This window comes from Flavobacterium sp., from assembly GCF_047602195.1.
Classification (GTDB): domain Bacteria; phylum Bacteroidota; class Bacteroidia; order Flavobacteriales; family Flavobacteriaceae; genus Flavobacterium.
Genome location: NZ_JASGHW010000004.1, coordinates 1114761 through 1138517, shown reverse-complemented (window position 1 = coordinate 1138517; position 23757 = coordinate 1114761). Strand labels below are relative to the sequence as shown.

The window sequence follows — 23757 nt, the reverse complement described above, 5'->3', positions numbered from 1 at the left end:
ACTACAAAATTGAATCAAAGGTGAAGTTTTTAATTGTAACAATTTCCACCCCAGAAACTTCAATATTTGTCGGGATAACCTTATTGTTTAAAAAAGCTTCTGCCAAACTTATTAAAGATTTGTAATTCATGCTATACATTATTCCACGTGCGCCATCATATTGACAATTTATACCTCCAAGTATTTGTCCGACAGATAATGCTTTCTCAACATCTTCACGACTTGAAGAATTAAAAGATTGTACCCCATTATATCCTAATTGATTTATTATTCCTGCCGTACACCAATCACCAGCACCGGCACTATCAATTACGTTAGTAACGGCAAAAGAAGGAATCGTCTTCCAATCTTGATTTTCCGCATTCTTCAAACGATATTGCAATCCACCTTTTCCCAACGTTTCGATCTCTAGCTTCGCTTTTGGAGTTGGAAATAATTCTGTATAATTGCTTATTCTATCATGTGAATATTTTATTATATCTGCCAATTCTAGACATTCTGAAAATTGGCTACTGTCATTAATGGAAGATGGCTCAAAAACAATTAAAGAGCCTAAATTTTTATAATATTTTGCCAAATCAATCGAGGATCGAGAAACCCTGTCAAAATAATAAACATCACTAACTTTCTGTTTGAAAACTATTTCACTTACGCTAGAAGATAAAACTGGTTTGTATGAAGGAAGCCAAGTATTAGTATCAGGAATTCTAAATTCGAATTTATGTTTTGGATTACCATTCTTATCCTTTAAGATTCTATGAATTATTATTGGTGTTTTTCCATCTGCTGTATTTGTAATAAGAGAAGTGTTAATATCAAACTTCGACAAATCAAAAAGTAAGTTATCTGTTGCCTTATTATCTGATAAACGAGCTACAGGATATGCATTCCACCCTAAAAATGCCAGTATAGAAAGTACGTTACCGCATGAACCGCCAGCACATAACTTGGCAGGGGTCGTAGGACTGCCATTGAGTATTACGTCTAATGCAACCAGTCCAGAACCAACACAAATCGAGTCTTTATTAGTTATTTTTTTTATCTTAATCATTGTATGGATCTCCGGTCAGCCAAATTACAAAAAGTTCAGATTCCGTTTTCAAATTTCGGACCTTATTTTTATCAATAATATTATATCCTTGAGAGTCAACATTTAGAACACCTATATTATCGCGATCTTCATATGCTGCGAGCAATGTACCTAATGATAATAGCTTGCTAGAGAAAGTGGAAAGTGCTGCCTTACATCCATTAATAACCTGTAGAGAAGTTTTATAATTTTGAACAGCGTTACTTAATTGGATGTATGCTTCAAATGGATTTCTTTCAGAGACATACATTATATTTTGTGGCTCGATAGCCAACTCGTCAAACAACAATTCGTGATATTCAATTAAAATTTCATCTGAACGTCTTGGATTTCTCGAAGGGAATGGGAAGGTTGGGCATATTTCAAATATTCTACTTTTTGCTTCTGTAATTTTACCAAAAGCCTTTCTAACGTGGGAAATTTTATTTTCACCCAAAATTGGAAACCATATTAAAGGCTTATCCAATTCCCCAGTTAATTCAATTTCTCCACCAAATCCGTGCAAGTAGTTGATATCTTCATCTGTTGCACTTTCTTGAATTTGATTATCTATTTCTGCGTGTTCTGCAACGCTCACAAGCAAATTTATTGACCCATTTGCAAATTTGTCAATAAGAGATAGTAATTTTCCAATTAAGGAAAAATAAACCCCACGAGGAAGAGCGCTAATATCAACAATAATATCAGTGTAGCTAGAAATTTCAGAATATTCCGAAATTAAATTTGCTGCCTCTCTGTCGCCAATCCTTCTCTTTTTTTTTCCTTTACTACTCCAAAGCTTTATCTCCTTTGTCACAATCCTTTTACCACTAAGTAGTTCAGATAATTCTTCAATATTTTCGTCAATCAGATCTTGATAGACATGTGAAGCAGAATCTTTTCCCTCATCATATTTAATTAACCAAAATTCGATATTAAGATTCGGACAAATCGATATTAAGTTTTTTAGTGCTAAATTCATTCGCACATCAAAACCCTGACCAAATACGAACAAAATTTTTCGTTGTATATCGCTAAAATGCGTTGACCACATTTCATCGACGGATTGATTTTGCAAGAGAACATAAGGATTCCATCTTTGATTACTCATTTTTTAAGCCATTTGATTAAGTCGTTAGGAGTTTTATGTCGCCAACCACCATAAGTTAATGGTAGTCCGAAATAAATGCAAAGCCAACGGTTTAGGTAGTAAACATGCCAGATTTGACCTTTTTTACCTTGGTTTGTTGTCACAATTTCCAAAAGATTATATGCTACACAAGCGGACAAAACGTTTACCAATGGTAGGTAAATTTCATTCTCAGTCCAAATTGCTTCCGGAATTAGCCTTGCATCATTTACAGGCTTAATCGCAAAGCCATTGACTCCAGGCGAATAAGGAGCGTTTTGCTTAAATGTTTCTTTTTTAGCAAATTCCCCGAGAGCATTTAGAAAGTTTATGGTTTGATCCGCAAATGGAATCAATCTACGCAATTCTTTCCATTTTTGTTGAACAATATTATGTAGAATTTTTTGTTGCTCGGAATCATCAATAGAAACATTTTCGCCAGAGATTTTCTTTGATAGCATTTCCTCGAAAAGTGTTCCTGAAAATGACAGAAACTGCTCGATATTGGAAGATGACGCTTTTACCAAATTGGAAAAGCCAAAATAATATGGCATATTAATCTCTTTTGACAGAAAAAGTAAAGCGGCGGCGGTCACGTCGGAACTAACCTTAACACTGAATTCTTCGACTGCAAGTGGGAACTCAAAAGTCAATTGTTGCTTTCCAAGATTTCTATGGACTATAATCTCAATTTCACTAAGAAGTAAAGCTTTTTGGTACTCCGTCCCTGAAAAATTGCGAGCATATTCAAACCAATCATCAAACTTATTCGTGTATTGCGCTATATCGGCAAACGATGCTAATTTGTTATCAATATACTTAGTTAAACTTTCAGTATATTTTTCTTCATTGAGATTATTATTCAGGTAACTTTGAAAGGAGGAAATATCTTCGGTAGAGATACTAGCCCTTTTATCGGAAATACTACGCAAAATTCTATCAAATTTCCCTGGATGTTTTCTCCAAAAATTTTCCAAATCGATTTCATTGTAGTCCCTTTCTAAATATGATCCTATATTCTCCAATGCATCTAATGCCTCAAGACGTTCAGATATCCAAATGCTGAAATTACCTCGCTTCTCGGCTAGATACTGCTTAAGATGCTTACGTTGGCTCGATGATAACTTATGAGCATCATCTAACATAAATAAAAATCTTGTGCAGATTTGATTTCCGGAAAGCGTGATATTTTCTGGCGTCAAAGCTATTAAGGAAAAAAGTTCATCATGCCCCTCAATTTCATTGTCCTCTAGTGGAAGAAAACTATCAATAGCTTTATATATGTTTCTCTCAATCTTTGATGCCCAGTCATAAAGTAATTTTCCGTTCGTCGGTAAATCGTCTTTAAAATAATTTTCTGAATTATTATATGAAAATTCAATTTCATGTAATTCATCGGGAAATTTTTTATTAGTGAAAGTGCAAATATTACGCAATGTGCTTAACGTAAATCTTGAATTTAATAATGAGAAAAAAAGGCGGTTTTTTTGCCGATCGTTAATATTTAATTCTTCGAGAATCTCATAACTTCTTGTGCAGGGTATTGTTACGCCCAAAACCTCTATTTTATGATTTGTTATTGCATCAATTTTTTTTAAAAAGGTGAACAATTCAATTAAATCTGGAGCAGATTTACTATTTAGTAAGATTTTTAAGCAAGACGGTTCGAAAATCCTTATCAATGAAGATTTTCCCGCCCCAGGAGAACTGTGTATATATAACACATCGTTCCATAACTTCCCAGATAGAAATTTTTCGTTGAGAGACTCTAGCACTAATGGGCTGAAAAGTCTTATAAATCCATCGTCAGAATCAATTTTTTCCGATGCTCGAATTTTAAACGGATTTCTTAATTTGCTGCTCATTACTTGTGTCGTGTTATTCTTGGAAATAATCCCGTAAAACTATTTTTTGGTGAAATATACCACAATAACGGCATTGAGTTGTTTGGACAATTATGTACCAAAACCAGAGGAAGAGCGCATTCATTGTAGCCAAGAAAATAATTTCCATGTTTTGCTTTTTCCCAATGCTCATCAACAATTTCTTTCTCAATATATTTTTTCGACAATTCTATAAAATCTTTATCTTCTACCTCACCAATTTTCACATTATCCTCAATTGTTTGAACAACCTCAATGTTGAAGTTAAATTTATGATTGCTTTGAATTTTCCATTCGGTTATTGCTGTCCGCAATTTATCTACTGATTCATGAGTAGCTATATAGAAAATTATATTAACGTCAATCGTTTCACCCATTTCAACTAAGGAATTTAATGGGGCTTCATTGTCGAAAATATCTTTAATAGTTTTATAGATTTTACCTTTCCGCTCATCGCCTTCCATACGAAAGTAACTTGTTCCGCTGGCAGTAAAATCATCTATTAAGAATATAGTATTATATTTATCCGATACACCGCTTTTTTTAAGATTAGCTATCATATCGTTAACTTTATCACTATTAATTTGATATGTAGGAATAACCTGTTCATTATCTAAATTACTATATCTACGCAATTGGTCGATTCGCGAGCCGTCACTCAACCCAATGAATAAACTGCGCCTAAGAACTTTTGTATAACTTACACTTTTAGTGATTTTATTAATCAGGTAAGGATTTGTTTGCGTTTCAGAAGCAGTTTTTTTAATCAAAAATGGATTTATTCTATCGCTAAAAGTTATGTTAACCAAATGCAGCATTTGATCGTTAGATATAAAAATCAGTCGACGTTTAAAAAAGTCATATGCAACATTTCGCTCGTCGAGTGTTGCAAATTGGCTTAACCATTTTACAAGACTTTCAATAAACCTAGTTCCAATAGAAAACTGTTGGTATTCATTATATTTTAAATTTGATAGTGCTTGTAAAAGTGGGCGTTCCTTACTTAACTCGGTGGAATTCCACATCATAATTTTGGCAAGTAATTTTTCGGCTAACGCAGGTCTCATAATTGAAGTTTAAAATGTTTATCTGCAATCTTTATAGCATCAAAATACTCAATGGTACTTTCGACACCACTGATGCCGATTGACGACAAATTCCAACATGAGTTGGGATCATTGGAAACCTGATCAACACTTAATGAATATTCATTTGAAAGTAACTGATAATCATTCCCAGGAAATTTTCCCATATCTCCTATGCATAAAAACTTTTGACTCATATTTTGTGGCTGCAGGTGCTCTTTACAATAGTCGATAATACTGCTTTTTGAAGTCGACGAAGAAATAATGTCAACCGAATGACTGGATTCTAAAATTTGTATTTGAAATCCGTAACGATTCTTTAAGTAGTCTATCAGAATACTTTTAATAATTTGCGAAACATTTTTATCATTTATGAAAATGGTTATTTGACCATTTCGCAATTCAATATTGGTGAATTTGGAAATTATTGGTTGATTTTTCAGGCATTGCTCTATTTCATCAAAGAGATTGTCCAAATTTTGGGCAATTGGAATTTCAATGTTATCGAGTGAGCCGATTTGTGCACCATTGTAATATCCAATTATAAATTTGTTCCAGTGTTTTTCATTAATAATGTTCTGTAAAACATTTCGAACAGATTGGCCACGACCAGTAACTACGCCAACGACGATACCATGTTCCAAAAAGTAATTTAATTTTTCGGAAATTGCTTCTCGTGGGAAAGTCAAACGTTCAGCTGACGAACATAACGTCCCATCGTAATCTAGCAAAATTCCCTTAAAATTGGCGGCATTCATTTTTTTTATAAAAGCATGGTAAGCGTCTACAAAAAGTGGAACGGCGGTATTGTTTTCATAGTCGGATATCGGCCCGAATTTTCTAGAAATAGCTAACCTGACTTTTTCTGAAAGACTTGAATTGTCACGATAAAATTTTGAATATTTTAGATGATAGAGTTTACTTCCATAATCGGGAACCCCCGGCCTTCCTGGATCAATTTTTTTAACTTGTCCAACAGATTCTACGATAAAAAATGATTTCGCTAACAAATCAATACTTGAATCTGAACCGTTGTATTCCGAAAAAACTTTTAAAACTGGAATCGACGCAGGTAAAAGCGCTAAAGTTCTCTCCGCTATCTCAGTTTCTTTTGGTGTTATGAGTGAAATAACAGCGGACTGGTATGGCTTTTTATCAAACCAATTATGTCTCCCATGGCCAAAGTTTCGGTAATCTGCAATTAAGATATTTCCCAAACCTGCCTCGGAAAACTTTGATTCTAAATCGAGAGCTACGGGTTTACTCCAGCCTGCATATAAGACGATGATTGTAAAATCGCTATATAGCTGACCAGCGAAGTGGGACACATCAGTAATGAACTTTTTGTCGGGTAAAAGAGATTTTATTGATAGTGTTTTACCATAGATTCTTGAAATTATCGTGAAATATGCAATTAATGAATTAGTAGCAAGAAATCCGTCTTTACCTGCGGGGTTATCGAACTCAACAATTTCGGCAATTGAAAAATTCTCGCCTTTTTTCTTTAAAGGTGAATTCAATTTCAAGCACAAACTGATAATCTTCTGTGGTTCAAGTTTTAAAACAGTTTCAAATGCTAGAAGAATGTCAGTGTTTCTACCACCCGCACTGATAAACACAACAGCAATATTTTTATTAATTACAGGCTTTCGATATTGTAATTCTAAAGGCGTTATTTCATCAGCAATTAGTCCTCTATTATTATGGTGTAAAGCGAGGTAACTGCACGCAGAGGACGAACCTCCAGAACCAACAACAAGAATATGATGATTTTTTAGCGCTTGTAAGCTGCCTTCAAAATTTTCTAAAGATATATTTGCTGCCCACGTATATGTTTCTTGAATTCTCTGTAATTCTTGTTTGAACGGTTTTCCCAATGCTATAATTTTCTTTTTGTAAATATATTGTACAAAATGAAATAATAGATCAAGACAGATATTTAATTCTCAACAGAAATTTGTTTGCAATAATAAGACGGCAGCTCTGCATGTTGAAAAATTGAATAGTTATGTTCTAAATTACTCAACGACAAGAAGATTATTGCTAGAAAAAATCATGGAAAAGATACGGGCAATCAATCGGTCTCTCTCCTCATTCACCTTAGTTCCGCCACGCTGCTCCAGTCAGTCGTGCCTCCTTCCGTTCCGCAGTACACTCAAAAAGGCAAATGCAAAAAGCTTTTAAAAAGAAGCACTTTGCATTTGCCTTTTTTCGTCGTGGTCTTCACACGGCTCATTTCGTCGTTCGTCGCGGCTCTGCATCCATAACACCACAACTTCCGCAGGCTACAGTTGCCGTGTTTATGTCTGCCGCCGCTTGTTAATTGGGCGGTTGCCGCCTTGCCCGCGCCATCGGGGTTGGCTCCGCTGCGCTTTGCCCTAAATCAAGGTTAGGCCACGCTGTGGCCAGTCGTTAATTTTTTCCCCGCCGTTTCACGCTCGCAGTACTTCTCTCCACTTCGCAAGCTCCGTTGCGTTCCCGTCCTGCGGTGGCGGGTCAATTGCCGCAACACCGCCGGGCGCTCCTCAAAAAATAAATTCCGCAGGCTACATTTATTTTTCTGCGGTGCTTCGGGGTGTTAGATTGCCCCAGAAACATCGTCGTCACCGGAACGTAATCGGAGCATTCCAAAAAACAAATAAAAGAAAGCGAAGATAAGCTGCGATTTCAAAACATTCGGTTCAAGCCCTACGGGTTAAAATAAAAATCTCCACCCTACAATTTCGCACACGCACAAACAATCTCAAAGTTTAACGTCGTTTTCCGCTTACAGCCATCCCCTAAATAAACCGGGTAGTATTTTGATTTTAAAACCGCTCTTATTTGAAATCTCCGCCTTGATGGATGCCTTTCTTTTTTTCATTTTTTTCTTTTGAAAAAGTCAAATTTAAACATCAAAGCCATGCAGAAAATCAACATCAAGACACACAATCCGAAAAACAATTACGAAAAACCGCATTTCTTTATTCTATCAAAAGGTTATAATAGCGGTAAGCCGTTAGTGCAATCGTGCCCGAATTGCTTTGTATTGGAATTTACAAGCGAACAAGAAAAAGAAAATAACTACTGGCTTGCATACAGCCTTTGGCAGTCAAAGTTTTGGCGTTATTATTTGGTAGGTTCCGTAGTCTTGTTTTTAAGGCTTCACGAGTTTAAGCCTCAATTCATAGCAAAAGGCGAAGCATTACAAAATAGTTACGCCCAGCACATAAAGAATGTCCAGGCGTTAAATCTGTTAGAGGAAAAAGAAATAGAGTTTTCAAAAAATATTGCGCTAATAAAAGAAATGCGCGCTGCAATTTTACACACATACACCAGGATTTAGTCCTGCTGTTGTTCGGATTCCTCTTCTGGAAGCATCGCACGGATTTTATCCAAGAGGTCCATTTCTTCCAATGGAATAATCTCAATTATTTTTTCCAGAACACCGCTAACAGCGCACGGGATATTACGCACATTCCCAACACCTTCGCTGTCCGCTTCTAAAGCGGCAACTGACACTTTAAGGACATCGATTATATACCAACTCAGTTCAGCATAGCTATTTATCGGAATACTCACCTTTCCGTTTCCTTTGCGATGCTTTGATGGCTTTACCACAACAAACGAATTTGCTGCAACGTCCTTTAATTCTTCAATAGTTTTTATTTTCTCTTCCATCAGTCAATCATTTTGATCATTATTTACTTTAACCGGTTCAAGCCTTTCAAGTTCTGCGACCGCTAGCTTATCAGCCCGTTCGACAAATTCATAATATCGATTATTCAAGACTTCATAGTCGTGGTAGGAAACATCATCAATACAGCCGTAGCGAAGCGACGTTGTGCGCCCTGACAAAATCCTTAAAAGCTCCTTGTCTTTATCAGTAGTTCGCGGAAAAATCTCAGCCGTTAGTGGCGTAAAATATTCACAAAGTTCAAAAAGGTAAGGCAGTGTAAAATGATTCGGCATGTAACCGAGGAAAATTCGGATCAGACCGAGACAGGTCTGCTCAATCACAAGACTCATTAAGTAAACATGAATCTTTGTAGCACCGCCGCCGTCGAGTGCCTCGGCTTCCATCAGAAATGTTTTGGTTTTATCACGTTGTGCCCAGTAAATACTTGCCGATGGAATATTTCTAACCGGAATTTCTTCAAATGGCAAAAATGGCGGCTTCAAAGTTTCCTGGAATAACAGCTGACCACGTTGCATGATCTGATAGAAAAAATGTTGTTGGTCGCCTTTTTGCTGCATCAGTGATTTCTTAGATTGCATGATTACCGTTGCCGTGCATCGTCCATCGGTCTGGGATTTAATCTTAAACGAAATATTTCCGGGAACATGGGACTGGAAATCTTTGACAATCAAGAAAAGGTAATAGTGGGTGTTTTGAAAATCAACGGCATTGGTTTCCAAAAGAACGTTTGCAGCCGACCGGCTGACATTGCGCTGACCGATACAATAAAGCGCGGAAATGGCAACAGATTCCGCAACGATTTGCGTAATGAGTTTTAGCGGTTCAGCTTGGTCAATCGTAATAAGCGGACTTTTGGTGCGTGAAAATTCATATTGGCAACGACAAATACATTCTTTGAAAAGCCTACTGACTTCAAAATTTACCCAATCCTTCTTGGCTTCGGCAGCGTCGATAATTTCTTTTGTAAGTTCCGGCATATCGTGGCCATTTTGCACACAGCAGCAGGCTTCGTTAAGCAGTTCCAGCAACTTTATTTCCTTTTCATTTTGATCGTCGAACGTCTTGGCCAATGCTTTAGAAAATTTGCCAACATGATTTTGATGCACTTTTAAATCGTGCTCGACAAGATATTCGCCGGTAAGAAAGTTTGAAGCCGCAATTAACAGCCATCGGATATTTTGGTGAATGTTATACGCCGCCTGTAAATGGTCTTCCTGCCTTTGGTAATATTTGAGGTTTAGTCCAAGAATAAAAGCCGAATTATCTTCTTTGTCAAATTCACTTTTTGCTTTCTTTAAAAACCGTCTCGGCTTTAATTTCTCGACGTAACTAAATTCGTTGGTTTCCGCAGTGCTGTAAACCAAACTGTTTTTAGTGCAGTGCACAGCAAAGAACGGATTGCCGTCTTTCAATTCACCCTTAACCCATTGGGCACTGAAAATCCGGAAAGAAAATTGCGGGAAATCTTCAAACACTTTCCAATAATTTTCATTGAGGTCGTCCCAGGCGTGCGGACTATCCTCACCGATTATGATTAAGATGATACCGGCGTTGAGATCTTCCTCGACGTGTGGCGAAAAATAAATGGTACGAACGGCAGAAAACGCCATTATCAGTTCAATAGCTTTTTCAAGTTCCGCTTGTTGCGGATGATTCTTTGAAATTAAATAGTTGTGGTACATAATTCTTAATTTTGACGTGAAACATATCTGAAAAATTGTATTTTTGTTAAATCACTGCAAGTAAGAAAGACCGTTTTCTGTACCGTATCATTTTGTTCTGTATGCTACACGTATCTTACATTTACAGCGTTCCAAAAACATTTATTACTTTTGAATTATGACACCAACAAAAAACCACATAGGACGAAAAATCAGCCGTATCCGCGAACTACGTGATATGAAACAGGAAGCGCTCGCCCAGGCAATGGGTACAAATCAGCAGGCAATTTCTTTGATGGAAAATAGCGAGACAATTGATGAGGATAAATTGGTTGAGGTGGCGAAGGCACTTGGGGTTAGTCCAGATGCAATTAAGAATTTTTCAGAAGAAAATGTAATTACTTATTTTAATAGCTTCCACGATCACAGCAGTGGGTTCAACACAAACTGTACTTTCAACCCTTTAGATAAGCTTATAGAAGCCTATGAAGAAAATAAAAAGCTTTATGAAAGATTACTAGACGCTGAAAAACGTAGTAAGTAGTCAAAATTGATAAACTTATTTGGCCGAATTTCGGCCTTTTTTTATCTGTATTTTAAATAAAATAACATGGAGGTTAAAAGACTTTGGAAACATATCGAGTTTACAGACAACTGGAAAAATTCCGACACGTCCTTATTAGATGACATAGCACCATCTTGGTTTGCTAGGAGAGAAGTGCTACAAGCTAACTCGAAAGAGTATGATGAATTTCTTAGTAAATTAAAGAGACGTCACGCAATTGAGACTGGTGTTGTCGAACGAATGTATGATATTGACAAGGGAGTGACAGAAACGTTAATTAACGAAGGATTTATTTCGTCACTGGTAAGTCACAATGACACTAACATTCCAAAACAAACTCTTCTAAATCATCTTCAGGATCATCTAGACGCAGTTGACCTTGTTTTTGACATTGTAAGAGAGAATCGACCATTAACAATTAGCTTTATCTGCGAATTACATCAATTGGTAACTCGTCATCAGGAATATGTAGAGGCATTTGATCAATTTGGAAATAAGGTTAACACTCCACTTTTAAAAGGCAGATTCAAACAACTCGAAAACAATCCCGAAAGAGATGGTGTCAAATATTTATATTGTTCTCCAGAACATGTTGGTGCCGAAATGGATAATTTAATAGCCATTTACAATAAACTAAATGATGAAAATGTCAACCCATTAATTATTGCAACTTGGGTTCATCATGCTTTTACTACAATTCATCCATTTCAAGATGGAAATGGCAGAGTTGTAAGGCTTATTGCTAGTCTTATATTTATAAAGAATAATCTTTTCCCGATTACAGTACTACGGGAAGAGGCAAAAGTTAGGTATATACAAGCCTTAGAAGAAGCTGATTTAGATGAGCCTCAAAAATTGATAACATATTTTGCTGAGATACAAAAAAGAAATATAGAAGAAGCTTTGAACATAAAAGAAGTAGATAGCACTTCACTTGATCACGTAACATCCATACTGAAGCAAAAAATAGTTACAAAGCAAAAAGAAAAGGAACAACAACATCAAGAGTTATTAGCAACGAATCGAATGCAGATATTTGACTATTGTTCAACTTTTTTAAATGAATATAAGCATCGTTTGGAATTGGACTTTGATGATGAAATATCGCTATATATTGGTAGTGGAAGACCAGATGATACCACAAAGCAACACTACTACTATGAGCAAATTGTTGGTTACGCAAAAAAACATGACTATTATTTTAACCGAATTTTGCCAAAAGCATATTTTAAATTTGGAATCGAATTTGACAGTAAACGATATGAGTTAGGCATCACTTTACATCACTTTGGCTATGATGACAGTGTAATGGCAATTGGCGCTTTTTTAGAGTTTAAAGGAATCTTGTCTGATGAAGATCGGGACACTACAATACCGTTAGACATTAAACCTCATGTTATCTCTATTAAAGACGATATTCCGTCGAAAGAGAAGAACATTAGAGCACATTTAGAAAATATTTTGACAGTAACTATTGCCCAAATAGCTAGTGAAATATAAAATTAAAAGCCCGATTCTTAATGAATCGGGCTTTGTCACATTTTTAAAACTAGCTGGGTTTACAATGTTGTTTCGTCAAAATTAAAAGTGTATACAACTGATCCACTTTCATTCCGACTGAACTTTCCAACACCAATTAGTTCTGGAAAGTTGGATGTCCAAAAAGGAACTGAGATAGTTTCCTGATTAGAAATTGTAATAGTTTTTGATAGTTTATCTGCTTCTTCCCGACACAATTTCTGCAATTTCTCGAAACTGTCCGTGGTTTTACCACAGCTAATAGAGATATTTGTGCGATCACTTTCTTTTTCCATAATTTGAGATTCATCATTATCTTCTTGCTCGATTTCCCTAATAATCTGCCTAACATCGTCCGTTATAAGATAGCAATCTATTTCCATGTCAAAAATATAGTCTTCAATAACGACTTGTTTAAATATTTCTACTTGAGTTTCTGCGTCGAGTTCTTCTTCATTCATAGCTTGACAGTCGGCAATGTAAAAATCCCAGGCAATTGAATCAATTTTATCTTGATGCTCAAATAGTAATTTCGCAAGTTCCAATTCTGATGCCTCAGTTTTTATGAGGGTAGTCCATTTGTCAAAGCCCGCTATTTTAGCAATAACGTGCTGTGCATTCATAAGAGTGAAATTGTCTTCATCGATACCGAAGTCCGAAATGATATCATAAATTTGAAAGTACGTCCGCGAATAGTCGTACTTAAAACCGCCTTTCGATTTGTCAGCGACAGGGGTTTGGGTCTTAAAATCTCTGTAAAGATTTTTTGCTTGAAGTTTGAAGTAGTCAATAGAATTCATAATATAATCCTTTAATTCAAAGATTATTATCCTGGGATTTTGCGTTCGTATACTTTGGTAGGATAATAAGCTTCGAAGGTTATATTATCTCTAATTATTGGTTGATAAAATCTTTGCACGAACGAGCAGGCACACCAAAAACACCTCGTGAAACAAATGTATGCAATTCAAAATAATTTTCTTTTTTCATCTTCAAATATTTTTCAACAAAAAAGCCTGCATCTCACAGGCTTTGATAATCCGAAAATTACGGTTTAGTAACTAAATTCTTAACTTAACATAAAATTGCTTTTACTTACCTCGTAAACACGCCAATCTATATCTAAAACTTTTGCAATCATTTTTTTCAAACCTTCAAAAGAGTTGCATTTCACGCAATAACCCGATGCACCTGCCGTAAAGGCAGTTTCCATATCTAAATAGCTATTGCTTGTAGTCAACATAACAATTACCAGATTTTGTAAATGATTGTGTCGCCGAATTGCCGATAGGCACTCTAACCCAGTCTGCTTAGGCATATTGATATCTAAAAATATGATATCGGGTAATGGAAACGGGGGAACATATAGAGCATCCATCAATTGAAGACCATCTTCAGAAGTAAATAATTTAGTAGCCGAATTGACTATAGAAAGAGCTTCAGAAAACATTTGCCTGTCATCCGGATCGTCATCAGCTAAATATATGTGTCTTAAATTTATCGACTGCTGGTTGTCCATCGCTATAAAATTTATATGTCAAAAACATAAAGGCAAGAATTTAAAAATCTGCAATGTTTATATAAATAATATAAGCTTTGTAAATCGATAAACGATTGTTTTACATCCCTGAGAGGGTTAATAATTTTGTAAAGATAGTTTAAATTAGATTACGTATCTGAATATTAATGCTTTTTGTTCCAAATAATTAAAAAACCCGCCAATGGCGGGCTTAATAAATCCAGTAAAGGTTACCAATCAAATCCGGATTATTTCTTTCTCACTTTCGTGAGCATCTTCAAAATTAGTGTAGCCGTAAAACTTACAATCGCACCAATTACCGCTAACACGACCGTTTTCAAAATATCTTCCGAATGTAAATTGGGAATGACACTGAGCAGCGTTCCGGCTGCGGTTCCGGTCTTGAGTGAAATGTTAGCTTCCATCGCGTGCATTGTTTTCGACTTCAGGCAAATTCTTGGCAGTGTCCTCAACGGTAATTTGGCTTACTGCTGATAAAACGCCACCGGCTACCGCCGTGTAACCTGCAACAGTTACGATCACCGCTGGCAAAGCCACCGGCGCAGTAAGCAATGCGCCGCTAACGGCGAGCATCGCAAGCCCGATGGTGCGAAGCAACTTAAAAAATTTTGGCGTAGGCGCTTGCGCCCTTTCTGTGATTTTCATGATGATCAATTTAAGATTGAATGATTAAAACTACTTTCTCATTATTTTCTAAACCTTTGTAAACTAAAGCTTTCACGGTCGTACAGGCTTTGCGTGACATCAGCCCTAAACCGGCTCCCGAAATTTTTGTCACCGGTGCAATGCAACCGTTCAATTCCTTCATGGCGTTGTTGGCCGGATGAAATAGTATGCTGCTTCTGCCTTTCACGTTCAAAACCTCGATGTGCCACTGGTACTTCTTCGAGTACCGCTTCCTTAAAAAATATTTCCCTTCGGGAACGCAGGAAACTCTTCGCTCATTCATTTTCCACGGCAGCTCGATCGTGTTACAGATCAGCTTGCCTTCGCATTCGAGTTTTCCGTTTGTTCCGTCCGGGAAATAGTTCCTTTTCAGGATAAGCACCATTTTACAAGCCGCTTACGGTTACCAAAGCGAGCGGGTTAAATGCACCGTTTTTCAACGGGTACATTGCGCCATTCACTTCTTGATAGAACTCAATCCCAAGTGCTAAAAACAGCGGCTTGGTACTCGCGGCCGTAACTTGGTTCGTGTGGCTCACCGCTACGGTCGGTGTAGCATCCCAAGGCAAAATTGCCGTTTCAGATGTGGCCACCGTGAAAACCTCATTCTCAAAATCAATCTCGGCACCGCCGGAGATAATTTTGTAGTGTGTCGTTCCCGATGGCGCAACAATCATGTTTGCCGGGACAAACGGCGCAAGGTCAACCGTAATTTCACCACTTACCCTGTCGATCGCGCCAACAAATGGTGCATACAAGGTAGTTCCAAGTTTTCCGCGCAGGTTGAACTCAAAACCCAAAAGCAATTCGGCTTCGCCGTCAATCACGTTTCGCAGTCCTCTTTCGTTCACCAAATCCGCTTGGATTACTTTTACCATTTTCTGCGTCAGCCTGCTTACCATTCTGCTGTCCGCAGAATTAATTAGCAAGGCTCGCAGCGCCGTTCTGAGCATCTTGCCAGCCTTTCCGGCTCGCCCGAACTCCGCGCCGTTCTCGCGCGTTCTCTGAAATGCAGGATCACTCTCGATTCTGCTTTTCTCAATTCCGCCTTTCTCGCGCACCAGGTGCCCGTCTGCGGAAGTCTTGTAAAAGGTCATACCACCAATGGTTCCCTTCAGCTTGATTATGCCAGTCTGTCTAGCCATAATTTCTACATTTTACGATTAATACTCATTTTCATTCTCGCTCCTCATTTCGATTATCGTTGCAACATAACTTCGACTGATTCGAGAACAAAACTTGCACTAATACGCAACATAAAAAAGCTACCCATGTACCAGAATTACCAAACCGACAAAATTGGCAGCATTCAGCAAAATTGGCGCGTCAATTGTCAAATAAATATTTGCAATTACCTATAAGAAATTTGTTCGCAGAGAAATAGTAGCTACTAACATTTGTGTTAAAAATTTGCGCAAGTATATGCTTGCTTATATATTTGCAAGCATATACTTGCATTTTATGGAAACCAGAAGAGATGTTTATCAGGCAATAGCCGACCCAACGAGGAGAGAAATTATAGGAATTATAGCGCAGCAGCCGATTACTGTTAATGCCATAGCTGAGAAGTTTGATGTTACCCGACAGGCCATTTCATTACATCTAAAAATTCTTTCGGAGTGTGGCTTATTGAGCATAAAGCAATCTGGTCGCGAACGTTTATGCGAAGCGAAACTTGAAAAGTTAAATGAAGTCCACGAATGGGTTCAACAATATCAGAAAATTTGGGCAGGAAAACTGAAAGCGTTGAAGACATTAGTTGAGGAGCAGGATGTAAAATCAGAAAAGAATTTACGATAACAAATGATTAATTTAAAAAAATAAGTAATGGAAAATCAGAGAAATATCAATGAGGTATTTATAGAAGAAACTTTTAACGCAAGAATCGAAAAAGTTTTTCAAGCTTGGACGGATCCTGAAAAGCTAATGAAATGGTACGCACCCGAAGGTTGCGCAATTTCCTTTAATCATATTGAAGTGAAGACTGGAGGAAAATTTCATTCGTGTATTTCAAATCCACAATATGGAGATTGTTGGTGCATTGGGGAATATATAGAGGTGATTCCAAATTCAAAATTGGTTTTTACGATGGTCAATGCTGATGAAATTGGTAATCCGATAAATCCGGTTGATATTGGAATGGATAGCGAATGGCCGGGCGCAACACTAGTAACTGTGACGCTTACGGAAGTTGATGGAAAAACTAAACTTCAGCTTCATCAAACTGTCTCACAGGAATTAGCTAAAAAAACTGGAGCATATCCAAGTTGGCTACAAATGCTGGACAATCTGAATTCGATACTTAATTAATAGCAAACAACAATGAAAAAGATAATTATCTCCTTGACATTAGCAGCATTAATTTTCACATCGTGCAATAATCCTATAACAAAAAGTAACGAAATGAGTGAGCAAAAACAAATTGTAGAAAAATACATGGATGGCTTTCGTGCAACAGACCATCAAAAAATATTATCGTGTTTAACGGATGATGTGATTTGGGAACTACCGGGCTATTATCTTCACCATGGCAAGGCTGCGTTCGATAAAGAGATCGAAAATCCTAATGCTGAAGGCCATCCAGACATTAAAATAATTAGGCTTGTTGAGGAAGGTAATATTGTAATTGCCGAAGGGACAGTAAAAGCTAAGTTTAAAGACGGCAACAAACTTGATGCAGTTTTTTGTGATGTATTTCATTTCACCAACGGCAAAATAAGTAAGCTGACTTCTTATTTAATGTTTAAAAAATAATCATAAGAAATAGTTCTCGACGCGATCTTAACTAATCAGATTAAAATAAGAAGAATGGGATAGTGGTTATAATCAAAGGTAAGCAATCCTAAATTTACCATTGCCGAACTAACTACAATTTTTCTTATTTTTGACCAGTTCTTAGAAATGGAAACTAGTACTTTGAAGAAACTCAAAGCCTAGTCAAAGGTATGGTTAAAGTATGAAAACTATGGGAAGGCGTATATGCATCACCACAAACGACGTAGAACTCGTTACGGGTCAAAGCTATCGCCAAAGTCTTAGACTGTTGCATGAGATCGCAGAGAACCTAAATAAAGCCGTAAAGTTTGTCACTATACGCGAATTCTGTGAATACACGGGATTAAATATTGAACAGGTTGAGAAGACTATATTTGGGTAATTCCGATAAATGCCAAAAGCGGAGAAAATATGCGTCTCCTGAATCCTTGAACACTTCGGAAACCCATTCATTTTTTAGTGTAGTTCTTACCAATTCATTTGGATAATGCGTTACTAATCAGTAAATTTACACCATAAGATTTAGTGATGTTTGCTGCCTGCCGAGGTGCAAAATCGAGACCCTGAGACTTTAAACTTTAGAAAGTATTGATATAAGCGGGTTTAGCCGTTAGGTTCGAATCCCTCATCGCCCACGAAAGTCGAAAACGCAAGTTTTCGACTTTTTTATTTCCAATAAGTATGTCGAAAGTGAACTTTCGTAAACACGTTTGGAAATAAAAAAAGCAAAATCGCCCCAGCGATTTTGGCTTTCGTGCAAGGCAACTCCAAACGGGAACAGCGCAGCTAATCCCTCCTAAAATACTTCCAAAATTGTAATCGCCCCCAGTAATTTTGGCTTTCACGCAAATCCTCTCCAAATGGAACAGCGCAGCTAATGCCTCCCAAAATACTTCCAAATTGTAATCGTCCAATAATTTTGGCTTTTGTACAAGGCAACCCCAAACGAGAACAGCGCAGCCAATCCCTCCCAAAATCAACCCATCCCCTTTTCCAAGTTTCCGAAAATCAAAAAACTGGACTTTTAAACAAAGTAAAATCGGACTTTTAAACAAAGTCCTGCACCTATGGCCTGCCTAATTTTGTCTGCATAAAACAATTAATTTTTTTAATTATGAGACCAGACAATTTTCAAGGGGAACAACAACACCCCATCCATTCAGGATTCAACGCCAATTCTACCGCAAGCGAAGTCATCAACGGGATCGATCTTACGGGAAAAATCGCAATCGTAACCGGCGGCAATTCGGGTATCGGCTTGGAAACGACCAAAGTGCTGGCCCATGCCGGAGCTACAGTAGTCGTTCCAGCCAGGGACATCGAAAAGGCAAGAAAAAACTTGAACGGCCTGGCCAATGTCGAATTGGAATTCATGGATTTAATGGATTTGCAATCCATCGATGCATTCGCGCAGAAATTTATCGCATCCGGAAGGCCGTTGCATTTGCTCATCAACAATGCCGGCATCATGTGGGTGCCGCTGCGCAGGGACAGCCGCGGTATCGAATCCCAATTGGCGACCAACCATTTGGCGCACTTCCAATTGACCGCAAGGCTTTGGCCCGCACTCAAGAAAGCAAAAGGCGCCAGGGTGGTCAATGTATCCTCGCAGGGACACCAGTTCGCCCCGTTCGATTTCGAGGACCCGCATTTCCTGCACCGTGACTATGAAACCCTGAGCGGATACGGTCAATCCAAAACAGCGATGAATTTATTTACTGTCGCGCTCGATGCCAAGGCCAAGCAACACCAAGTGAATGTTTATGCGCTCAATCCGGGGTCGATCGGCGGTACGGAACTGGCCAGGGAAGCTTCACTGGAATTGTTCCAACAGATGGGTTTCTGTGATACCGATGGCCAATTGCTTCCCGAGGTGGCCGCTTCGCTCAAGACCATCCCGCAAGGTGCGGCAACAACTGTTTGGTGCGCGACGAGTCCGTTGCTCGACTCCATTGGCGGTGTGTATTGCGAAGATTCGAATATTGCTGCATTGGCCAACGGTCCCGAGGTAACGCCGGGCGTGAGACCTGATTCCTTGGACCAAGCCCATGCGATGAAACTGTGGTCATTGAGCGAGCACTGGACTGGAATCACCTTCGACGCAGACTGACCGACGACAGCGAATTGTTTCATTCAATTTTTTATTTTTGCATGACAAGTCCATCCAAACCAGATATGGAATACCAGGCCAAATACATCACCGATGACATCAAGCTGTCCTGCTACGACGATAAATTCTTCAAGTCGGACATCATGTTTGAGCACCACATGCTGGTATGGTTCCTCTCGGGCCAAACCAAGATTGTGCAGGCAGACGCTACGTACCTTTTCAAAAAAGGGGATATTTTCCTGATTCCGAGGAACCAACTGGCGACCATCATCAATTACCCTGAGAACGGGGAGCCGCACCAAACGGTGGTCATGCATCTTACCTCCGCAAGGCTCCGGGATTTTTATGCCAAGGTCACAACGGCTTCCAATCCGGTCGGCGTACAGAAAATTTACCGTTACAGCAACCATCCGTTGCTCGAGAGTTTCCTGTCCTCGGTGGTGCCTTATTTCGACCTGCAGTCGCTCCCCGAAAACATCGCTTCGTTAAAGATAACCGAAGCCATCAGCATCCTGCGCAGCATCGATCCCGGAATCGATAACGTACTGGCCAATTTTGAAGAACCCGGAAAAGTAGATTTGGCCCGCTTTATGGACCAGCATTTCATGTTCAACCTTCCTTTGGAAAAATTCAGTTACCTCACGGGCCGCAGCCTGACCACATTCAAAAGGGACTTCAACAAAATATTCCGTACAACTCCGCAACGTTGGCTTACACAAAAACGACTCGAACTGGCGCATTACCAATTTGTCGAAAAGAACAAAAAACCAATCGATGTTTGCTACGAAGTGGGCTTTGAAAACCTATCGCATTTTTCGTTTGCGTTCAAAAAACATTTTGGCTACAGCCCGACGCAGTTGATTGGGAATCTTGCGCGTTAGGGATTACCTCCGGTCAGTTCGGCCACGGGCCTCGGGTGCAGCGGCATCCTTTTGCAACTCCGCTGCGCTTCTTTGCAAAAGATAGAGCGAAAAGCCCGGCGCGACCGCAGGAAGCGCAACGCCCAGAAAACTACAAAAATTCTAGAATCCGTTCCAAGGCCATGCCCCGCGAACCTTTGATCAGAATCGTTTTGTTTTCAAAAGCCGTTTGTTTTAGATGTGCCGCCAGTTCGTCGAAGGTTTCAAAGAAATGGAAATTCGGCTGATCGGTCTTATTGGCATAAAAATCCTTCCCGATAAAATAACAGTTCGCCTGTCCCTGATGGGAAAGCAAACCGACAATGTTTTTGTGCTCGTGCAGGCTTTCCTGTCCGAGCTCAAACATGTCGCCCAGAAACAGCACTTTCTGGTCCTTGCCGAGCTGGAGGAAATTTTCAATCGCCACGGCCATACTGCTTGGGTTGGCGTTGTAGGCATCAAGGATGATTTCGTTGCTGCCTTTGGTGAGCAATTGCGAGCGGTTGTTTTCGGGGATGTAGTTTTCAATCCCGTTTTGGATGGCCTGATCGGTCACGCCAAAATATTTCCCGATGGCTATCGCCGCGTTGATGTTGTTGGCGTTGTACAATCCGATCAAATGCGATTGGATGGAAGTCGTTTCGTAATGGATTTGTACAAATGGATTGGCGCTGATGGAAGTAATACTGACATCGGCATTTGACTTTTGCAAACCAAACGTGAACTTTTTCATGTTGGCCGTTTTCTCTACTTGAATTGCATCTTCGAGATTGACGAACGCCATTTTATCATTGACCGATAAATACGTATACATTTCGCTTTTGCCTTTGATGACGCCTTCGACACCTCCGAAACCTTCGAGATGCGCCTTGCCGAAATTGGTGATGTAACCAAAATCGGGCTGGGCGATTCCGCACAGGAATTCGATTTCTTTTTGGTGGTTGGCGCCCATTTCGACGATGCCGATCTCGGTTTGTGCATTGAAAGACAACAAAGTCAACGGCACACCGATGTGGTTGTTCAGGTTGCCGACCGTGGCTTTGGTTTGGAACTTTTGGGACAGCACGGCGTTGATCAATTCCTTGGTCGTGGTTTTTCCGTTGCTGCCGGTCAGTGCAACGATTGGCAGTTTCAAATAAGTACGATGGAATTGGGCAAGTTCCTGCAAGGCCGTCAAGCTGTCGGAAACCAAAATGGTGCGTGCATCAATCTGGTAATCTGCGTTGTCGATGACCACGTAGGACGCGCCTTTCTCGAGCGCTTCTTGGGCAAAAGTATTGGCGTCGAAGCGTTCGCCTTTGATGGCCACAAATAAGGAATTCGGTTCTATCTTACGTGTATCGATCGATACGGAAGTGCATTGCAGGAATAAGCGGTGCAGGTGTTGGATATCCATCAGGAACGGGTTTAAAAAATAAAAGCCCTAATGAAAGGGCTTTTATGAATATCGTGAAAAATTAGTTTCTCGGTCTTTTCTTTTTGTCGGCTTTAGGACCTACCCTCGACATCGCGCAACGGAAACCGATGTAGTCGGTGGCCATATCCTGCGGGAAGTATCTTCTTTGTGCAGGGTCGAGCCAGTAAGCGCGGTCTCTCCAAGAACCTCCTTTGTAAACACGAACGTTGTCGTTGACCAAAGTGGTTCTTTTCGAAGACTTGTCATACTTTCTAACCATTCCGCCCAAACTGTCTGTTGACACGTTGTGAACCGGTGAATCGTACATTCTGTGCGCTTCTTTGGTTTTAGGGTTGTCTTCTTCCTCGGCTCCACCGAATTTGAAATAACGCGTAGACTGCTTGTCACCATCGCGGTAGTTTCTGTTGTCTGATTTGTCGAAGTTTTGACGCAAGTAAGTTTCTTTTTCATCAACCGGAACCTGAGCGATTTCGCCCGGGAAGTTTCTAGCGATGATTCTACCGTTTGACAAAGTATCGAACACTTGGGTTTCAGCCGTTACGATTTCGGCTTTACCATCTTCACCAATTTTGTTTTTGGTGTAGACGTTACCCCTGTAGTAGTTGAAGTCACTTGCCTCGTCGTCAACGATTGGACGATAGACGTCGGCAACCCATTCTGCTACGTTACCAGCCATGTCATACAATCCGAAGTCGTTTGGCGGATACGATTTTACTTTGTTGGTGATGTCGGCACCGTCGTCAGACCAACCTGCGATTCCACCGTAATCTCCTTTTCCTTGCTTGAAGTTAGCCAATTGGTCACCACGTACCTGACGTTTTCCTGAACGGGTGTAGCTACCAGACCAAGGGTATTTCTTTTGACCTTTGTAGATGTTGTATTCACGTTGTCCTACGTCGGCAGCGGCGGCATATTCCCACTCTGCTTCGGTTGGGAGGCGGTATTCCGGCAAAATCAAACCAGATGAACGCTGTGCGTATACATTTTTAGCTTCTTTAACGTTTCCGTCTTTATCGGCTTTGCCTGGTTTGGCTTTTGAATTTCTTCTTCCTTTGAGTACGATTTCCTCGTCACCACCCATGGTTTTGGTTGGTGCAGCCAAATAGGTTTCGGTGCTGAATGTTTTGTCAGCACTCACCTGGGTTACTTTGGCGTCTTTCTTCAAGTAGCCTTGTTGTTCGAGTGTGTTTTCGTTGACACGATCTGTTCTCCATTTGCTGAATTCAACAGCCTGGATCCAGTTGACACCAACCACCGGATAGCTTGCGTATGCTGGGTGACGCAAGTAGTTGTTGGTCATCGTCTCGTTGTAACCCAAACGGTTTCTCCAAACGAGTGTATCTGGCGAAGCACCTTCGTAGATGTTTTTATAGTTTTCTTGATCTGGCGGGAATACTCTTTTGAGCCAATCCAAATATTCCATGTACATGAGGTTGGTCACCTCTGTCTCATCCATGTAGAAAGACTGTACGTGTTGCTGGTTTGGCGAGTTGTTCCAGTCGTGCATCACGTCATCCTGAACCTTACCCATAGTAAATGTACCGCCTTCTACCATAACCAAACCGGGTCCGGTAGCTTGCTTCTTGAAATTAGAAGCGTATTGGAAACCCCCTTTTTTGTCGTTGATTTTCCAACCTGTAGCAGTTGATGAATTTTTTGAGCTGGATCCTTTACTGCAGCTTGTTACAGTTAAACCAAACACAATTACCAGTGATAGTAAGAGTTTGCCAGCCATAATCTTGTTTACTTTCATACGTTTAG

At 39.4% G+C, this 23757-nt stretch carries 24 protein-coding genes; 9 read left to right on the top strand and 15 right to left on the bottom strand.

The features are described 5' to 3' along the window. Nucleotide 1: 1 nt before the first annotated feature. From QM717_RS11170 to QM717_RS11150, 5 genes are read right to left on the bottom strand one after another with little or no spacing between them, the layout of a single operon-like run. On the bottom strand, nucleotides 2-1051 hold the full coding sequence (locus QM717_RS11170) for a PfkB family carbohydrate kinase (RefSeq protein ID WP_415037547.1): 1050 nt from the start codon (nucleotides 1049-1051) through the stop codon (nucleotides 2-4). After that, nucleotides 1044-2180 carry a hypothetical protein gene (locus QM717_RS11165; protein WP_415037546.1) on the bottom strand — a complete coding sequence of 379 codons (1137 nt, stop codon included), beginning with the start codon at nucleotides 2178-2180 and terminating at the stop codon, nucleotides 1044-1046. Before QM717_RS11165 ends, QM717_RS11170 begins: the two co-directional genes overlap by 8 nt. Then, nucleotides 2177-4063, bottom strand: a complete 1887-nt coding sequence (locus tag QM717_RS11160) for a hypothetical protein (protein ID WP_415037545.1) — start codon at nucleotides 4061-4063, stop codon at nucleotides 2177-2179. The genes QM717_RS11165 and QM717_RS11160 overlap by 4 nt, the downstream gene beginning before the upstream one ends. Next, complete coding sequence (locus QM717_RS11155) at nucleotides 4063-5148, bottom strand: hypothetical protein (RefSeq protein ID WP_415037544.1); 1086 nt, start codon at nucleotides 5146-5148, stop codon at nucleotides 4063-4065. The genes QM717_RS11160 and QM717_RS11155 overlap by 1 nt, the downstream gene beginning before the upstream one ends. Further along, nucleotides 5145-7043 carry an SIS domain-containing protein gene (locus QM717_RS11150; RefSeq protein ID WP_415037543.1) on the bottom strand — a complete coding sequence of 633 codons (1899 nt, stop codon included), beginning with the start codon at nucleotides 7041-7043 and terminating at the stop codon, nucleotides 5145-5147. The genes QM717_RS11155 and QM717_RS11150 overlap by 4 nt, the downstream gene beginning before the upstream one ends. A 290-nt stretch (nucleotides 7044-7333) precedes the next feature. Here QM717_RS11150 and QM717_RS11145 point away from each other — a divergent pair, with 290 nt between their 5' ends. Together QM717_RS11145 and QM717_RS11140 are read left to right on the top strand one after the other, a co-directional pair. Further along, on the top strand, nucleotides 7334-7489 hold the full coding sequence (locus QM717_RS11145; protein WP_415037542.1) for a hypothetical protein: 156 nt from the start codon (nucleotides 7334-7336) through the stop codon (nucleotides 7487-7489). A gap of 579 nt (nucleotides 7490-8068) precedes the next feature. Next, entirely contained in the window at nucleotides 8069-8491 is a 423-nt protein-coding gene (locus tag QM717_RS11140) for a DUF6943 family protein (protein WP_415037541.1), read from the top strand. On the opposite strand, the gene QM717_RS11135 is transcribed toward QM717_RS11140, so the two are convergent. Then, the gene (locus QM717_RS11135; protein WP_415037540.1) at nucleotides 8488-8826 is read right to left on the bottom strand and encodes a hypothetical protein; all 339 of its coding nucleotides are present in this window, start codon (nucleotides 8824-8826) and stop codon (nucleotides 8488-8490) included. The two genes, QM717_RS11140 and QM717_RS11135, sit on opposite strands and share 4 nt — an antisense overlap. 3 nt (nucleotides 8827-8829) lie before the next feature. Further along, nucleotides 8830-10527, bottom strand: coding sequence for a hypothetical protein (locus tag QM717_RS11130; protein WP_415037539.1), 1698 nt, complete (start codon nucleotides 10525-10527; stop codon nucleotides 8830-8832). A 154-nt stretch (nucleotides 10528-10681) separates the two neighbouring features. Here QM717_RS11130 and QM717_RS11125 point away from each other — a divergent pair, with 154 nt between their 5' ends. Continuing rightward, nucleotides 10682-11050, top strand: coding sequence for a helix-turn-helix domain-containing protein (locus QM717_RS11125; protein WP_415040115.1), 369 nt, complete (start codon nucleotides 10682-10684; stop codon nucleotides 11048-11050). A gap of 66 nt (nucleotides 11051-11116) precedes the next feature. Continuing rightward, the gene (locus QM717_RS11120) at nucleotides 11117-12571 is read left to right on the top strand and encodes a Fic family protein (RefSeq protein ID WP_415037538.1); all 1455 of its coding nucleotides are present in this window, start codon (nucleotides 11117-11119) and stop codon (nucleotides 12569-12571) included. 59 nt (nucleotides 12572-12630) lie between these two features. Here QM717_RS11120 and QM717_RS11115 read toward each other — a convergent pair whose 3' ends face one another. The 6 genes from QM717_RS11115 to QM717_RS11090 form a co-directional block, all read right to left on the bottom strand. Next, nucleotides 12631-13389 (bottom strand): hypothetical protein, encoded by a 759-nt coding sequence (locus QM717_RS11115; protein WP_415037537.1) that lies wholly within the window; start codon nucleotides 13387-13389, stop codon nucleotides 12631-12633. Between the two features lie 269 nt (nucleotides 13390-13658). After that, nucleotides 13659-14108, bottom strand: a complete 450-nt coding sequence (locus QM717_RS11110) for a response regulator (protein ID WP_415037536.1) — start codon at nucleotides 14106-14108, stop codon at nucleotides 13659-13661. Between the two features lie 248 nt (nucleotides 14109-14356). Then, entirely contained in the window at nucleotides 14357-14533 is a 177-nt protein-coding gene (locus QM717_RS11105) for a hypothetical protein (protein WP_415037535.1), read from the bottom strand. After that, entirely contained in the window at nucleotides 14523-14774 is a 252-nt protein-coding gene (locus QM717_RS11100) for a hypothetical protein (protein ID WP_415037534.1), read from the bottom strand. Before QM717_RS11100 ends, QM717_RS11105 begins: the two co-directional genes overlap by 11 nt. A gap of 10 nt (nucleotides 14775-14784) precedes the next feature. Next, nucleotides 14785-15180 carry a DUF5675 family protein gene (locus tag QM717_RS11095; protein ID WP_415037533.1) on the bottom strand — a complete coding sequence of 132 codons (396 nt, stop codon included), beginning with the start codon at nucleotides 15178-15180 and terminating at the stop codon, nucleotides 14785-14787. A 1-nt stretch (nucleotide 15181) separates the two neighbouring features. Further along, entirely contained in the window at nucleotides 15182-15940 is a 759-nt protein-coding gene (locus QM717_RS11090) for a hypothetical protein (protein WP_415037532.1), read from the bottom strand. 316 nt (nucleotides 15941-16256) lie between these two features. On the opposite strand from QM717_RS11090, the gene QM717_RS11085 reads away from it, so the two are divergent. From QM717_RS11085 to QM717_RS11065, 5 genes are all read left to right on the top strand, one after another. Then, complete coding sequence (locus QM717_RS11085) at nucleotides 16257-16595, top strand: ArsR/SmtB family transcription factor (RefSeq protein ID WP_415037531.1); 339 nt, start codon at nucleotides 16257-16259, stop codon at nucleotides 16593-16595. Nucleotides 16596-16622: 27 nt separating this feature from the next. Further along, the gene (locus tag QM717_RS11080; protein ID WP_415037530.1) at nucleotides 16623-17105 is read left to right on the top strand and encodes an SRPBCC family protein; all 483 of its coding nucleotides are present in this window, start codon (nucleotides 16623-16625) and stop codon (nucleotides 17103-17105) included. Nucleotides 17106-17117: 12 nt separating this feature from the next. Continuing rightward, complete coding sequence (locus QM717_RS11075) at nucleotides 17118-17549, top strand: nuclear transport factor 2 family protein (protein ID WP_415037529.1); 432 nt, start codon at nucleotides 17118-17120, stop codon at nucleotides 17547-17549. Nucleotides 17550-18684: 1135 nt separating this feature from the next. After that, a complete protein-coding gene (locus QM717_RS11070) occupies nucleotides 18685-19680 on the top strand; it encodes an SDR family NAD(P)-dependent oxidoreductase (protein ID WP_415037528.1) in 996 nt (331 codons plus the stop codon). 65 nt (nucleotides 19681-19745) lie between these two features. Continuing rightward, complete coding sequence (locus QM717_RS11065) at nucleotides 19746-20561, top strand: helix-turn-helix domain-containing protein (RefSeq protein WP_415040113.1); 816 nt, start codon at nucleotides 19746-19748, stop codon at nucleotides 20559-20561. A gap of 130 nt (nucleotides 20562-20691) precedes the next feature. Here the strand turns inward: QM717_RS11065 and QM717_RS11060 are convergent, their stop codons facing one another. After that, nucleotides 20692-21975: a UDP-N-acetylmuramoyl-tripeptide--D-alanyl-D-alanine ligase gene (locus QM717_RS11060; RefSeq protein ID WP_415037527.1), complete on the bottom strand. Its 1284-nt coding sequence runs from the start codon at nucleotides 21973-21975 to the stop codon at nucleotides 20692-20694. Between the two features lie 61 nt (nucleotides 21976-22036). Beyond that, nucleotides 22037-23749: a gliding motility lipoprotein GldJ gene (gene gldJ, locus QM717_RS11055; protein ID WP_415037526.1), complete on the bottom strand. Its 1713-nt coding sequence runs from the start codon at nucleotides 23747-23749 to the stop codon at nucleotides 22037-22039. Between the last annotated feature and the right edge of the window lie 8 nt (nucleotides 23750-23757).